At 72.4% G+C, this 14,071-nt stretch carries 15 protein-coding genes; 10 read left to right on the top strand and 5 right to left on the bottom strand.

Translation table 11 applies throughout. The annotated features are described in order from the left end of the window. Positions 1 to 75: 75 nt before the first annotated feature. Entirely contained in the window at positions 76 to 1,071 is a 996-nt protein-coding gene (locus tag ACYVMZ_RS27620) for a TAXI family TRAP transporter solute-binding subunit (protein ID WP_461084258.1), read from the bottom strand. Between the two features lie 108 nt (positions 1,072 to 1,179). On the opposite strand from ACYVMZ_RS27620, the gene ACYVMZ_RS27615 reads away from it, so the two are divergent. Then, positions 1,180 to 1,587: a pyrophosphohydrolase domain-containing protein gene (locus tag ACYVMZ_RS27615; protein WP_461084256.1), complete on the top strand. Its 408-nt coding sequence runs from the start codon at positions 1,180 to 1,182 to the stop codon at positions 1,585 to 1,587. Positions 1,588 to 1,699: 112 nt separating this feature from the next. Here ACYVMZ_RS27615 and ACYVMZ_RS27610 read toward each other — a convergent pair whose 3' ends face one another. Together ACYVMZ_RS27610 and ACYVMZ_RS27605 are read right to left on the bottom strand one after the other, a co-directional pair. After that, positions 1,700 to 2,929 carry a cation:proton antiporter gene (locus ACYVMZ_RS27610; protein WP_461084254.1) on the bottom strand — a complete coding sequence of 410 codons (1,230 nt, stop codon included), beginning with the start codon at positions 2,927 to 2,929 and terminating at the stop codon, positions 1,700 to 1,702. Positions 2,930 to 2,933: 4 nt separating this feature from the next. Next, positions 2,934 to 3,419: a cation:proton antiporter regulatory subunit gene (locus ACYVMZ_RS27605; protein ID WP_461084252.1), complete on the bottom strand. Its 486-nt coding sequence runs from the start codon at positions 3,417 to 3,419 to the stop codon at positions 2,934 to 2,936. 245 nt (positions 3,420 to 3,664) lie between these two features. Here ACYVMZ_RS27605 and ACYVMZ_RS27600 point away from each other — a divergent pair, with 245 nt between their 5' ends. The 5 genes from ACYVMZ_RS27600 to ACYVMZ_RS27580 all read left to right on the top strand — a co-directional run bounded on the left by ACYVMZ_RS27600 (position 3,665) and on the right by ACYVMZ_RS27580 (position 7,981). After that, the gene (locus ACYVMZ_RS27600; protein ID WP_461084313.1) at positions 3,665 to 4,612 is read left to right on the top strand and encodes a sensor histidine kinase; all 948 of its coding nucleotides are present in this window, start codon (positions 3,665 to 3,667) and stop codon (positions 4,610 to 4,612) included. Continuing rightward, entirely contained in the window at positions 4,612 to 5,265 is a 654-nt protein-coding gene (locus ACYVMZ_RS27595; protein ID WP_461084250.1) for a response regulator, read from the top strand. The genes ACYVMZ_RS27600 and ACYVMZ_RS27595 overlap by 1 nt, the downstream gene beginning before the upstream one ends. Positions 5,266 to 5,330: 65 nt before the next feature. Next, positions 5,331 to 6,851 (top strand): tRNA (N6-isopentenyl adenosine(37)-C2)-methylthiotransferase MiaB, encoded by a 1,521-nt coding sequence (miaB, locus tag ACYVMZ_RS27590; RefSeq protein WP_461084248.1) that lies wholly within the window; start codon positions 5,331 to 5,333, stop codon positions 6,849 to 6,851. Positions 6,852 to 6,887: 36 nt separating this feature from the next. Next, positions 6,888 to 7,157, top strand: coding sequence for a hypothetical protein (locus tag ACYVMZ_RS27585; RefSeq protein ID WP_461084246.1), 270 nt, complete (start codon positions 6,888 to 6,890; stop codon positions 7,155 to 7,157). A 110-nt stretch (positions 7,158 to 7,267) separates the two neighbouring features. Further along, the gene (locus ACYVMZ_RS27580) at positions 7,268 to 7,981 is read left to right on the top strand and encodes a class III extradiol dioxygenase subunit B-like domain-containing protein (protein WP_461084244.1); all 714 of its coding nucleotides are present in this window, start codon (positions 7,268 to 7,270) and stop codon (positions 7,979 to 7,981) included. A gap of 178 nt (positions 7,982 to 8,159) precedes the next feature. Here ACYVMZ_RS27580 and ACYVMZ_RS27575 read toward each other — a convergent pair whose 3' ends face one another. After that, complete coding sequence (locus tag ACYVMZ_RS27575; protein WP_461084242.1) at positions 8,160 to 8,429, bottom strand: antitoxin; 270 nt, start codon at positions 8,427 to 8,429, stop codon at positions 8,160 to 8,162. Positions 8,430 to 8,454: 25 nt separating this feature from the next. Beyond that, on the bottom strand, positions 8,455 to 8,727 hold the full coding sequence (locus ACYVMZ_RS27570; RefSeq protein ID WP_461084240.1) for a hypothetical protein: 273 nt from the start codon (positions 8,725 to 8,727) through the stop codon (positions 8,455 to 8,457). A gap of 181 nt (positions 8,728 to 8,908) precedes the next feature. Here ACYVMZ_RS27570 and miaA point away from each other — a divergent pair, with 181 nt between their 5' ends. The 4 genes from miaA to ACYVMZ_RS27550 all read left to right on the top strand — a co-directional run bounded on the left by miaA (position 8,909) and on the right by ACYVMZ_RS27550 (position 13,832). Then, complete coding sequence (miaA, locus tag ACYVMZ_RS27565) at positions 8,909 to 9,847, top strand: tRNA (adenosine(37)-N6)-dimethylallyltransferase MiaA (protein WP_461084238.1); 939 nt, start codon at positions 8,909 to 8,911, stop codon at positions 9,845 to 9,847. Positions 9,848 to 9,955: 108 nt separating this feature from the next. Beyond that, positions 9,956 to 10,459 carry a hypothetical protein gene (locus ACYVMZ_RS27560; RefSeq protein ID WP_461084311.1) on the top strand — a complete coding sequence of 168 codons (504 nt, stop codon included), beginning with the start codon at positions 9,956 to 9,958 and terminating at the stop codon, positions 10,457 to 10,459. Between the two features lie 52 nt (positions 10,460 to 10,511). Next, positions 10,512 to 11,390 carry a diaminopimelate epimerase gene (gene dapF / locus ACYVMZ_RS27555; RefSeq protein ID WP_461084236.1) on the top strand — a complete coding sequence of 293 codons (879 nt, stop codon included), beginning with the start codon at positions 10,512 to 10,514 and terminating at the stop codon, positions 11,388 to 11,390. A gap of 282 nt (positions 11,391 to 11,672) precedes the next feature. Then, on the top strand, positions 11,673 to 13,832 hold the full coding sequence (locus tag ACYVMZ_RS27550; protein WP_461084234.1) for a RelA/SpoT family protein: 2,160 nt from the start codon (positions 11,673 to 11,675) through the stop codon (positions 13,830 to 13,832). Positions 13,833 to 14,071: the final 239 nt, after the last annotated feature.

The following is a 14,071-nucleotide window of genomic DNA, read 5'->3' as shown; positions in this document are numbered from 1 at the left end:
TCGCGACTCGCCCCAGCCCGTTCGCCACCCGTCGTTGGTGAGCCGCGCGGGCGTCGTCGACGACCGGTGGGGTCGTTACGGCTTGACCGAACGGTAGTAGCGCCGGGCGCCCTCGTGCAGCTGCAGCGGGTCGGTGTAGATCGCCGTGCGTACGTCGACCAGCTGGGCGGAGTGAACGCGGTCGCCGATGCGGTCCCGGCTCTTGATCACGGTCCGGGTCAGCCACTCGGTGAGCCGGGGATCCATGTCCTCGCGCGTCACCAGCAGGTTGGACACCGCCAGCGTCGGCACGGACTTGCCGTTCTGGATGGTGGGGTAGGCCGTCTCCGGCATGTTGGTGGCGCGGTAGTAGCGCGTGGCACCGCCCTGCTCGTGCAACTTGGCGACGAGGGCGGCGTCGATCGGCACGAACCGGAACGTGGACTTCTCGGCGAGCCGCTCCAGACCGCCCGTCGGCAGCCCGCCCGACCAGAAGAACGCGTCCAGGCCGTGCCCCAGCCGTTTGGGGCCGATGTCGATGCCCTCCGACGAGGGCGTGATGTCCTTCTCCGGATCGATGCCGGCCGCCCTGAGCACACCGTTGGCGATCAGCCGTACACCCGAGTCGGGCAGCCCTATGGCCACACGCTTGCCCCGCAGATCCGCGACGGAGCGAATGTCCGAGTCCGGCGGGACGACGAGCTGCACGTAGTCGTCGTAGAGACGGGCGACTCCGCGCAGCCGGTCGGCACCGGCGCCGCCTTCGATCTTGTACGTCTCCACCGCGTCGGCCGCGGCGATCGTGAAGTCGGCCTCGCCGGTGGCCACGCGCTTGACGTTCTCCTGCGAGCCCGCGCTGGTCTGCAGGTCCACCTGCAGGCCCGGCATGTCCTTGTCGAGCTCCTTGCGCAGCAGGTCGCCGTACTTCTGGTAGACCCCCGCGCGCGTGCCCGTGCTGAACGCGATCGACCCGCCCGGCGGCTCCTCCCCCCAGGGCAGCAGCCACCACAGCAGCAGCCCCAGTGCGACGACACCGGCGGCCGCGCCCTGCAGGACCCGGCGCCTGCCGATACGGGACAACACCATGGACATGCGCGAGATCCTGCCAGCTGGTGCGCCGCCCTGACCAGGGCGGGCACCCAGAGTGGGCTGTCACAGGGGAGGAGGGGCACTGTCACGGGCGGCCGCTACAGTCGCCGCATGAGCTCCTCGCCCGCCGACCTGGTCCGTGAATTCCACCTCGCCTTCGGGCTGGACGCCCGCGACACACCGACCGAGGTCTCGCCGGAACTGGCCGCCCACCGCGGCGAGCTGCTCGCGGAGGAGGCCGCGGAGGTCGCCGAGGTGTCGGTGAAGGGCCCGCTCGACCGACTCGCGCACGAACTGGCCGACGTCGTCTACGTCGCGTACGGCACCGCCCTCGTCCACGGCATCGACCTCGACGCGGTGATCGCCGAGATCCACCGTTCCAACATGACGAAACTGGGGCCCGACGGCCACATCGCCCGCCGCTCCGACGGCAAGGTCCTCAAGGGGGAGCACTACGAGGCCCCGGACGTGTCGGCCGTACTGCGACGGCAGGGGTGGGTGCCGGGCGGGGGTGCGTGACGGGGACCCCTGACGGGGGCCCCTGGCAGGGACCTTTGACAGGGACCCCCTGACGAGCGGTGCCCAGTCGCCGCCCACCAGGGCTCAGCCGACGTCCGCCGCCGCCCGCACCTCACTCGCGTACGGAAGCCTCCGCCCCCGCGGCCTGCCGCGCACCCCCCTGGGCATCGGGGCCCCCGGCCGAGCGGCGTCGCGTCCACCAGCTCGCCAGCGGCTCGGTGTAGCGGGCCGTGAGGGGCCCGAGGATGACCAGGATGAGGACGTACGCCGTGGCCAGGGGACCCAGGGACGGTTCGATGCCCGCCGAGACCGCCAGCCCGGCGATGACGATCGAGAACTCGCCGCGCGCCACCAGAGCCCCGCCCGCGCGCCAGCGGCCCCTGACGGAGATCCCGGCCCGCCGGGCCGCCCAGTAGCCGGTGGCGATCTTCGTCACGGCCGTGAGGACGGCGAGCGCGAGGGCGGGCAGCAGCACGGGCGGGATGCTGGCCGGGTCGGTGTGCAGCCCGAAGAAGACGAAGAACACCGCGGCGAAGAGGTCTCGAAGGGGGCTCAGCAACGTGTGCGCACCCTCCGCCACCTCCCCGGACAGCGCGATGCCCACCAGGAAGGCCCCGACCGCCGCCGACACCTGCAGCTGCTGCGCGACGCCCGCGACCAGGATCGTCAGGCCCAGCACGACCAGCAGCAGCTTCTCCGGGTCGTCGCTGGAGACGAACCGGGAGATCACCCGGCCGTAGCGCACCGCCACGAACAGCACCAGCCCGGCCGCGCCCAGCGCGACCGCCAGCGTCACGCTCCCCGCCAGCAGCCCGGCGCCCGCCACCAGCGCCGTGACGATGGGCAGGTACACCGCCATCGCCAGGTCCTCCAGCACCAGGACGCTGAGGATCACCGGCGTCTCCCGGTTGCCGACCCGGCCCAGATCGCCGAGCACCTTGGCGATCACCCCGGACGACGAGATCCAGGTGACCCCGGCGAGGACGACGGCGGCCACCGGCCCCCAGCCCAGCAGCAGTGCCGCCACCGCGCCCGGTACGGCGTTGAGCGCGCAGTCGACGAGACCGGACGGGTAGTGGGCCTTGAGGTTGGAGACCAGATCGCTCGCCGTGTACTCCAGGCCCAGCATCAACAGCAGCAGGATGACGCCGATCTCGGCGCCGATGGCGACGAACTCCTCGCTCGCGCCCAGCGGCAGTAGGCCGCCCTCGCCGAAGGCCAGACCGGCCAGCAGGTACAGCGGGATGGGGGACAGCTGGAAGCGGGCGGCGACCCGGCCGAGCAGGCCGAGGCCGAGGATGATGGAGCCGAACTCGATCAGCAGGACCGCGGACGAGTGCACCGGCTCACTCCCGCCCGAGAATCGCCGCGGCGCCGTCGACGCCCTCGCGGGTGCCGATGACGATGAGGATGTCCCCGCCCGCCAGCCGGAAGCCCGGCGCCGGCGACGGGATCGCCTCGGCGCGGCGCAGCACCGCCACCACCGACGTGCCCGTCTCGGTCCGCAACCGGGTGTCGCCCAGCACCCGCCCGTTCCAGTGCGAGGTCGCGGCCACCTCGATCCGCTCGGCGACCAGCCCCAGGTCCGAGGTGTACAGCAGGCTCGCGCTGTGGTGGGACGGCTTCAGCGCGTCGATCAGCGAGCCCGCCTCCGCGCTGGTCAGCCGCAGCGACTGGGCGCAGGAGTCGGGGTCGTCGGCGCGGTACACGCTCACCGTGCGGGTGCCGTCCCGGTGGGCCACCACCGACAGGTGGCGGTGTTCCCGGGTGACCAGGTCGTACTGGACCCCTATCCCTGGCAGCGGCGTCGCCCTCAGGCGCGGAGCGGACACGTTTCTTCCCCTTGTTTCCTCGGTGTACGTGTGGAGCCGGCGACCGGATTCCCGGCGTATGTGTGACAGGTGATGTGTGGGTGATCGGACCGGTCAACTCCGCATGCTGCCATCCCCCGTACGGTGGCGATATGGGTCTCGTCACGGATATACGCGGCCGGCTGCGGGCGGACAGGCTGGTGCCGGCTGTGCTGCGCGCGGACGCGGACGCGGACGCTGACGCGGAAAGGAGCGGGAGCAGGAACGTGTCGTTGTTCTGGCGGATCTTCTCGCTCAACGCCGCGGGCCTCGTCGCCGCCACCGCGCACCTGCTGGGCCCGGTCACCGTGTCCACTCCCGTCCTGCCGGGCGAGGCGCTCGTCCTCCTCACCGGCCTCGCGGCGCTGCTGACCGGCAACGCGCTCGCGCTGCGCTTCGGACTCGCCCCGCTGCAGCGGCTCGGCCGGGCCATGGCCACCGCGGACCTGCTGCGCCCGGGCGCCCGGGCGGCGGTGGCCGGAGCGGCGGAGACGGCCCAGCTCATCACGACGTACAACACGATGCTCGACCGGCTGGAGGCCGAGCGGGCGGCGGGCGCGGCCCGGGCCCTGTCCGCCCAGGAGCGCGAACGCCACCGCGTCGCCCGGGAACTGCACGACGAGGTCGGCCAGACGCTGACCGCCGTCCTGCTCCAGCTGAAGCGGGTCGCGGACCGGGCGCCCGAGGATCTGCGCGAGGAGATCGGCCAGGCGCAGGAGGCCACCCGGGCCGGGCTGGACGAGATCCGCCGCATCGCCCGCCGGCTGCGACCCGGAGTCCTGGAGGAGCTCGGCCTGCACAGCGCGCTGCGCTCGCTCGCGGCCGAGTTCACCACGCACGGCCTGACGGGGCGCCACCACCTGCCCGGCGACCTCCCTCCGCTGACCCCTGAGTCGGAACTCGTGGTCTACCGAGTGGCCCAGGAAGCCCTGACCAACACCGCCCGGCACGCCGCCGCCGACCGCGCCGAACTCCGCCTTTGCCCGGTCCCCGGCGGCGTCGAACTCCTCGTACGCGACAACGGCACCGGCCTCGGCAGGGCCCAGGAGGGCGCCGGCATCACCGGCATGCGCGAACGCGCCCTCCTGACAGGCGCCGCCCTCACCCTCGAACCGGCCCCCGGCCGGGGCACCGACGTACGCCTGCGCATACCTCTGACGGCAGGAGCCCGCTGATGCCTGCCCCGATCCGCGTCCTGCTCGCCGACGACCACACCCTCGTACGCCGCGGCGTACGCCTCATCCTGGACGGCGAACCGGATCTGACGGTCGTCGCCGAGGCCGGCGACGGCGCCGAGGCGGTCGCCCGGGCGCGCGAGACCGCCGTGGACCTGGCCGTCCTGGACGTCGCCATGCCCCGCATGACGGGCCTGCAGGCCGCCCGCGAGCTCTCCCGCCGCCTGCCCGCCCTGCGCATCCTCATCCTGACCATGTACGACAACGAGCAGTACTTCTTCGAGGCCCTCAAGGCCGGCGCCTGCGGTTACGTCCTCAAGTCGGTCGCCGACCGCGACCTGGTCGAGGCCTGCCGGGCCGCCGTACGCGACGAGCCGTTCATCTACCCCGGCGCCGAGCGCGCCCTCGTCCGTTCCTACCTCGACCGCCTGCACCGCGGCGACGGCCTGCCGCAGCGGGCCATCACCGAACGCGAGGAGGAGATCCTCAAACTGGTCGCCGAGGGCCACACCTCCAAGGAGATCGCCGAGCTCCTCTTCATCAGTGCGAAGACCGTCGAACGCCACCGCGCCAATCTCCTCCAGAAACTCGGCGTGCGCGACCGCCTGGAACTCACCCGGTACGCGATCCGCGCGGGCCTGACAGAGCCGTGAGGCCGCGAGCCCCGTTGTCCACAGGCGGCCCGGGCCACTCCCGCGGACCGCCTACCCTTGTCCCCATGAGCAGCATCGACCGGAGCCAGTCAGTGGGCGGCACGCGCACGTATGAGGTACGCACCTACGGGTGCCAGATGAACGTCCACGACTCCGAGCGATTGGCCGGGCTGCTGGAGGACGCCGGTTACGTGCGCGCGCCCGAGGGCGCGGACGGCGACGCGGACGTCGTCGTCTTCAACACCTGCGCCGTGCGCGAGAACGCCGACAACAAGCTGTACGGCAACCTCGGCCACCTCGCCCCGAAGAAGGCGAAGCGTCCCGGGATGCAGATCGCGGTCGGCGGCTGCCTGGCGCAGAAGGACCGCGACACCATCGTGAAGCGGGCGCCCTGGGTGGACGTCGTCTTCGGTACGCACAACATCGGCAAGCTGCCCGTCCTGCTGGAACGCGCGCGCGTGGGGGAGGAGGCGCAGGTCGAGATCGCCGAGTCGCTGGAGGCGTTCCCCTCGACGCTGCCGACGCGGCGCGAAAGCGCGTACGCGGCCTGGGTGTCGATCTCCGTCGGCTGCAACAACACCTGCACCTTCTGCATCGTCCCGGCGCTGCGCGGCAAGGAGAAGGACCGCCGGCCCGGCGACATCCTCGCCGAGATCGAGGCCCTGGTCGCCGAGGGCGTCAGCGAGATCACACTGCTCGGGCAGAACGTCAACGCGTACGGCTCCGACATCGGCGACCGCGAGGCCTTCAGCAAACTGCTGCGGGCCTGCGGGAAGATCGAGGGCCTGGAGCGCGTGCGCTTCACCTCCCCGCACCCGCGCGACTTCACCGACGACGTCATCGCCGCCATGGCCGAGACGCCGAACGTGATGCCGCAGCTGCACATGCCGCTGCAGTCCGGCTCGGACACGGTCCTGAAGGCGATGCGCCGCTCCTACCGCCAGGAGCGGTACCTGAACATCATCCGCAAGGTGCGCGAGGCCATCCCGCACGCGGCGATCACGACCGACATCATCGTGGGCTTCCCCGGCGAGACCGAGGAGGACTTCGAGCAGACCCTGCACGTGGTGCGCGAGGCACGCTTCGCGCAGGCGTTCACCTTCCAGTACTCCAAGCGCCCGGGCACCCCGGCCGCCGAGATGGACGACCAGATCCCCAAGAAGGTCGTCCAGGAGCGTTACGAGCGTCTGGTCGCCCTCCAGGAGGAGATCTCCTGGGAGGAGAACAAGAAGCAGGTCGGCCGCACCCTGGAGCTGATGGTCGCCGAGGGCGAGGGCCGCAAGGACGACACCACCCACCGCCTGTCCGGCCGGGCCCCCGACAACCGCCTGGTCCACTTCACCAAGCCCGAGCAGCAGGTCCGCCCCGGCGACGTGGTCACGGTCGAGGTCACCTACGCCGCCCCGCACCACCTGCTCGCCGAGGGCCCCGTGCTGAACGTGCGCCGCACGCGCGCGGGTGACGCCTGGGAGAAGCGCAACGCCGCCGAGCAGGCCAAGCCCGCGGGCGTGATGCTGGGCCTGCCGAAGATCGGGGTGCCGGAGCCGCTGCCGGTCGCCACGGGAAGCGGCTGCGGCTGCGACTGAGGGGGATGCCACAGTACGGGCGGAAGGGAGCGTCAGATGTTGCCGCACAGGGTTGCGTTCACCGAAGAAGCCGCCCGGGTGCGCGACGGCCTGTCCGCCGACCGGCGTGAGGTGCTGGAGCGCGGTCTGGCCATCCTGGTGACCGACCCGCGGCACAAGCTCTCCCACCCCGTACGCGGCGATGAGGCGACACGGGGGATCGCCCTCTCGCGCAACCTCTTCATCGAGTACGTCATCAGCGACGGCGCGCTCGTGGTGCTCGTCCTGATCGTGATCGACCTGACGGACGTGCTGATCGAGGACTGACGCGACGGAGGGCTTGGGGCAAGCCTGGGACGGAGGACGGAGGACGGAGGGCGAGCCGCGACGAGGACTGACGGCGAGCCGCGGCACAGCTCCGGGTTACGCTGCCGATCATGCTTGTCGCCGCCGCCGTCTGCCCCTGCCCGCCGCTGCTCGTGCCCGAGCTCGCCGCGGGCGCCGCACCCGAGCTGGACGCCGCGCGGGCCGCGTGCACGGACGCGCTCGGCGTGCTCGCCGCCGCCCGGCCCGACCGGCTCGTGGTCGTGGGGCCCGCGGACAGTGCCGGGGCCGAGACGTACCCGGCGGGTGCGAAGGGCTCTTTCCGTGGCTTCGGTGTCGCTCTCGACGTACGGCTGGGCCCGGACAAGGGCGCGGAGCCGGAGCGGGAGCTGCCGTACTCCCTCGCCGTGGCCGCCTGGCTGCTGGAGCGGACCGGGTGGGCCGACGCCCCGATCGAGGGACTCGGTGTGGGGGAACCTCTTACGCCCGAGCGGTGTATTCAGATCGGCGGGGAGATCGCCGGTCGGGCCGGGCGGGTGGCACTGCTGGTGATGGGCGACGCCAGCGCGTGCCGCACGCTCAAGGCGCCGGGGTATCTCGACGAGCGGGCGGAACCCTTCGACGCGGAGGTGGCGCGTGCGCTGGGAACGGCGGACGCGGACGCCCTCGTGGCGCTGGACACGGGGCTGGCCCGCGAACTCAAGGTGTCCGGCCGAGCCCCCTGGCAGGTCCTCGCGGGCGCGGCCGAGGGCACGCGCCTCGAGGGCGCGCTGCTCTACGAGGACGCGCCGTACGGGGTGGGGTACGTCGTGGCGACCTGGTCGTAGGAGCGGGAAGCGCGTGGCCACTCGGTCGTAGGCCGATGACCGTACCTCCCTCCTGAAACGGCGGACCGCCGCGAGCCCTGAAACTGGCGCACCGCCGCGCGCCCTCAAACGTCCGCGCGGCCTCAACGGCGGACGGCCGGGAGCCCTCGTGCTCCACGGCCGTCCGCCGATGTGCCGTTCAGGAAGTGGGCGGTGGTGCGGCCGGCGGCGTGGTGCCGCCCGCGTCCGGTCCGCTGTCGCCCCTGTGCGCGAGTCGGTCCATGGCCTCCTTGGCCCTGCCCGTGCCCTTGTGGATCTTGTCGCTGTACTTGCCCTTGGTCCTCTTGTCGACGACCTGCGCGGCCTTGTCGAGGCCGTGCTGGATCCTGCCCTCATGCCGCTGCGCGAGGCCGGAGACCTTGCCCTTGGCCGGGGCCAGCTTGGCCTTCACGCTGTCCAGGAGACCCATGCTTCACCTTCCCTCGCGGGGGCAGTTACGTGCGGGCGCCCTCGCCGGCCTCGTTGTCGGCCGCATCTTCGGTGGACTGCTGCTTGGGGATCTCGACGCTCTCGGTGTCGGTGGCCTCGGCGGTCTCCGTCGCCGCCGGCTCCGCCGCTTCCGCTGCCCCGTCCGACGCCTTCGCCTCAGCGGCCTCGGCCTTCTCCTCGGTCTCGGGCCCGCCTTCCGGCGCGTCGGCCCGAGCCTCGGCGGCCGGCGCCTCCTCCGTGGCCTTCGACCTCCGGAGAAGCCGTGCAAAAACGCCCATATCCACTCCAACGTTACTCGTGCGGGCGAAATCCCGCGTTGCCCGGTGCGCCCATTTGCGCAGGCCGGGCCGCCGCCTCTGCGATCCGGCGGCAGGAACCTCGCAACGGGCAACGACCTCGGGTCCGTACCGTCACGTAACTCGTTCGAGATCACGGTGGGAGGTTTGGGAGACTGGGTCGGTGAGCAGCGCACCCCCCGCCCCCCGCGTCATCGCCGTCGTCGGACCGACCGCGGCCGGAAAGTCCGATCTGGGCGTTTTCCTGGCGCAGCAGCTCGGCGGTGAGATCGTCAACGCCGACTCCATGCAGCTCTACCGAGGGATGGACATCGGCACCGCGAAGCTGACGCCCGAGGAACGCGGCGGCATCCCGCACCACCTCCTGGACATCTGGGACGTGACCGTCACCGCGTCCGTCGCCGAGTACCAGCGGCTCGCCCGGGAGCGGATCGACGCGCTGCTCGCCGATGGGCGCTGGCCGATCCTGGTCGGCGGCTCCGGCCTGTACGTCCGCGGGGCCGTCGACAACCTGGAGTTCCCCGGCACCGACCCCGAGCTCCGGGCCCGCCTGGAGGAGGAACTCACGCTGCGCGGCTCCGGGGCACTGCACGCCCGCCTGGCCGCCGCCGACCCGGAGGCCGCGCGCGCCATCCTGCCGAGCAACGGCCGCCGTATCGTCCGAGCCCTGGAGGTGATCGAGATCACCGGCAAACCCTTCACCGCCAACCTTCCCGGCCACGACTCCGTCTACGACACCCTCCAGATCGGCGTCGACGTGGCCCGCCCCGAGCTGGACGAGCGCATCGCACGCCGGGTCGACCGGATGTGGGAGGCAGGCCTGGTCGACGAGGTGCGCGCACTGGAGGCACAGGGGTTGCGCGAAGGGCGTACGGCCTCGCGCGCACTCGGCTACCAGCAGGTGCTCGCGGCGCTCGCGGGGGAGTGCACCTTGGAGGAGGCACGGGCCGAGACCGTCCGTGCCACCAAGCGCTTCGCGCGCCGCCAGGATTCGTGGTTCAGGCGCGATCCGCGGGTGCACTGGTTGAGTGGGGCTGCGGCGGATCTCACAGAACTTCCGCAGCTCGCGCTGTCATTGGTCGAACGACCGGTTACAGCCTGATCACGTCATGGCATCGGGACGCCCAGGCCGACATCCGGGCCTGTCGTGCCGTGCCATCATCGAGCTTCGATCGACCAAGTGGAGTCCTAGTTGGGAGGGCGCGTGGCGATGGAGGCCGGCCCTCGCGACACCGCACAAAGCACCGAACCCGTCACCACCGAGCGGAGTGAACGGGAGCAGGAGGCGGACCGTCTCAGCTCCGACGGGCCCGACGAGACGCAGGGCGGTGTGACCGCCGACGGCCCCGAGCCCGAGGAGATGTTCGCGGGCGGCGAGGAGGTCGAGGTCGAGCTGCGCCCGCAGCGCCGGCTGCGTATCTGGCAGCTCGCCCCCATCGTGGGCCTGGCCGCGGTCGGCTCCCTGATGTTCGCCTTCCCGCTCGCCTTCGACTTCGGCGACAGCGGCGCGGTGATCGCGATGCTGGGGCTGCTGATCTGCTCGTGCGCGGCCGGTTGGGGCATGATGGCCGCCCGCCGGGTCGGCTACACCTGGCCGGGGCTGCCGGCCCGGGGCTCGGGACGCAGACCCGACTGGCGGGTCGTGATCGGCTACGCCCTGGTGGTGGCCGTCGTGGTGGTGCTCGCCGTGTGGCGCGTGGCGCGTCTGCGCTGACCGACGCTCCCGCCCGGGGCGGGCTGTCGTACCCACCCCGTACGATCGAGGAATGAGCACGCGGATCGCCTTCCTCAAGGGGCACGGCACCGAGAACGACTTCGTGATCGTCCCGGACCCCGAGAACGCCATCGACCTGCCCCCGGCCGCCGTCGCCGCCCTGTGCGACCGTCGCGCGGGCATCGGCGGTGACGGACTGCTGCACGTGGTGCGGTCCGCCGCGCACCCCGAGGCCAAGGACATGGCGGCCGAGGCGGAGTGGTTCATGGACTACCGCAACGGCGACGGCTCGATCGCGGAGATGTGCGGCAACGGGGTGCGGGTGTTCGCGCGCTACCTCCAGCGCGCCGGGCACGCAGGCGAGGGCGACCTCGCCGTCGCCACGCGCGGGGGCGTGAAGACCGTGCACATCGCGAAGGACGGCGACATCACCGTCGGCATGGGCAAGGCAGTGCTCCCCGAAGGCGACGTCACGGTCGGCGTCGGCGAGCGCAGCTGGCCCGCGCGGAACGTGAACATGGGCAACCCGCACGCGGTGGCCTTCGTGGACGACCTCGCCCACGCCGGCGACCTGTTCTCCCCACCGGCCTTCAGCCCGGCCTCCGCCTACCCGGACGGGGTGAACGTCGAGTTCGTGGTCGACCGCGGCCCGCGGCACGTCGCACTGCGCGTGCACGAGCGCGGCGCCGGCGAGACCCGCTCCTGCGGCACGGGCGCGTGCGCGGTCGCCGTGGCCACCGCCCGCCGCGACGGCCTCGACCCGGCGGTCACCGGAACCCCCGCGACGTACACCGTGGACGTCCCCGGCGGCACGCTCGTGATCACCGAACGCCCCGACGGCGAGATCGAGATGACGGGCCCCGCCGTGATCGTCGCCGAGGGCGAGATCGACGCGCGGTGGCTGGAGGACGCCGCCCGCCGCAGAGCCTGACACCCCGCCAGGCAACCGGCGGTTCGCGGCCGGTTCGCGGCCGCGACTCGCCATGTGGCCGGAAACCGTGCCGCGCCGCAGGTCACCCGGTTCGAAAACGTAAACCTGCAAACCTTCGCTCGAATGGGTGATCCGTTTCACGCTCGGCGAGAGGCGGTCAGTCGCGGGTGTTGGGCTCGATAGCATCAAGCACCGGCCCGGACGGGGGATCCGGTCGCCGCCCCCTGAGCCGTGTCCGCCCTGGGGCACCCCGTCCGCCGGACCACGCAGCCGGAGGTGCCCATGAGTGCGGATGCCACGAACCCCGTGACGCCAGGCCCGGTAGCGCCTGCCGCGCCGCGCAGGAAGGCCCGCCCCCGGATCGACCTGCGCCGTCTGGGCCGTGCCGCGCTGCTCGGCCCCGCCACGCGCGACCGGCTGCCCGACGCCATCGGCCACGTCGTCGAGGCCCACCGCGCCCACCACCCCGACGCCGACCTCGAACCCCTGCGCCGCGCCTACGTCCTGGCCGAGTCCTCGCACCGCGGCCAGATGCGCAAGAGCGGCGAGCCGTACATCACGCACCCGCTCGCCGTGACCCTGATCCTCGCCGAACTCGGCGCGGAGACCACGACCTTGACGGCGTCCCTGCTCCACGACACCGTCGAGGACACCGACGTGACGCTCGATCAGGTCGGCGAGCAGTTCGGCGAGGAGGTCCGCTACCTCGTCGACGGCGTCACCAAGCTGGAGAAGGTCGACTACGGTGCCGCCGCCGAGCCCGAGACCTTCCGCAAGATGCTCGTCGCCACCGGCAACGATGTCCGCGTGATGTCGATCAAACTCGCCGACCGGCTGCACAACATGCGCACCCTCGGCGTGATGCGCCCCGAGAAACAGGAGCGCATCGCCAAGGTCACCCGGGACGTCCTCATCCCGCTCGCCGAACGCCTCGGCGTCCAGGCGCTCAAGACCGAGCTGGAAGACCTCGTCTTCGCGATCCTGCACCCCGAGGAGTACCAGCGCACCCGGGAGTTGATCGTCGAGAACGCCGCCCGCGCGGACGACCCGCTCGCCGAGGTCGCCGACGAGGTGCGCGGCGTTCTGCGGGAGGCCGACATCCCGGCCGAGGTCCTCATCCGGCCCCGCCACTTCGTCTCCGTGCACCGCGTCTCCCGCAAGCGCGGCCGGCTGCGCGGCGCCGACTTCGGCCGCCTGCTGGTACTGGTCAACGAGGACGCCGACTGCTACGCGGTACTCGGTGAACTGCACACCTGCATGAAGCCGGTCGTCTCGGAGTTCAAGGACTTCATCGCCGTACCGAAGTTCAACCTGTACCAGTCGCTGCACACCGCCGTCGCCCGGGCGGACGGGCAGGTCGTCGAAGTCCTCATCCGCACCCACCAGATGCACAAGGTCGCCGAGGCCGGTGTCGTCGCCCTCGGCAACCCGTACGCGCCCGCGCCCGACGACCCGGCCGACGGCGAGCGCGCCGACCCCACCCGGCCCGGCTGGCTCTCCCGGCTCCTCGAGTGGCAGCGGGCCGCACCCGACCCGGACACGTTCTGGTCCACCCTCCGCGAGGACCTCGCCCAGGACCGGGAGATCACCGTGTTCCGGCCCGACGGCGGCACGCTGGGCCTGCCCGAGGGCGCGACGTGCGTTGACGCCGCGTACGCGCAGTACGGCGAGGACGCGCACGCGTGCATCGGCGCCCGCGTCAACGGCCGTCTGGCGACCCTGAGCACCATCCTGAAGGACGGCGACACCGTCCAGCTCCTCATGGGCCAGGACCCCGCCTCCGGGCCCTCCAGGGAGTGGCTGGAGCACGCCCACACGCCCGCCGCCCGGATCGCCATCCAGCGGTGGCTGGCCGCCCATCCGGCACAGGGGGACTCCTCCTCGGCCGAGGAACGCGTGACGGCGTTCCGGCCCGCCGCGGCCGCGAGCGCGAGCCAGGGCGCGGTCGGCGAGGGATCCGCCGGCCGCCCCGCAGCCGCCCACGTCCTCGTCGACCGGCCCGGCGCGACCGTACGGCTCGCCGGCTGCTGTACGCCCGTACCGCCCGACGAGGTCACCGGCTTCGCCGTACGCGGGGGAGTGGTCACCGTGCACCGCGTCGAGTGCGCCGCGGTGGCGCGGATGAAGAGCGCGGGGCGTACGGAGGTCGACGTGCGCTGGGGTGACACCACCGAGTGCCGGGTCACGCTGGTCGCCGAATCGTTCGTCCGCCCGCATCTGCTCGCCGACCTCACCGAAGCGATGGCCCTCGAAGGCGCGGAGATCGTCTCCGCGACCGTCGAGCCGCCCACCCAGCAGCACGTACGTCACACGTACACCGTCCAGCTGCCGGACGCAGCCCACCTGCCCGCCCTCATGCGGGCGATGCGCAACGTGGCCGGCGTGTACGACGTGAGCCGTGCCCAGCCGCAGGCCCGGACGCCGAGCGCGCTTGACGCGTGAAGCGGCGCACGCGTGACTTGGCGCGCCTCATGCGTGACCAGGCGAACGTGCCCGTGACCTGGTGCGCTTGACGTGCGATCGGGCGTACGTGCGTGTGACCCAGCCGCACGTGCGCGTGGCCCCGCCGTACGGGCGTCGGCGGGCGCGTGAGACGGCACCCGGCGCAGGCCCCGGTCCCCGGTTCGGGTGGGCCGGGCGCGCGTCGTCGCCCTAGCGCACGCGCGCGCTGATAGCCGTGG

Source organism: Streptomyces deserti (assembly GCF_054782695.1).
The sequence above is the reverse complement of the archived record's forward strand: the minus strand, read 5'-3'. Positions and strand labels throughout refer to the sequence as shown.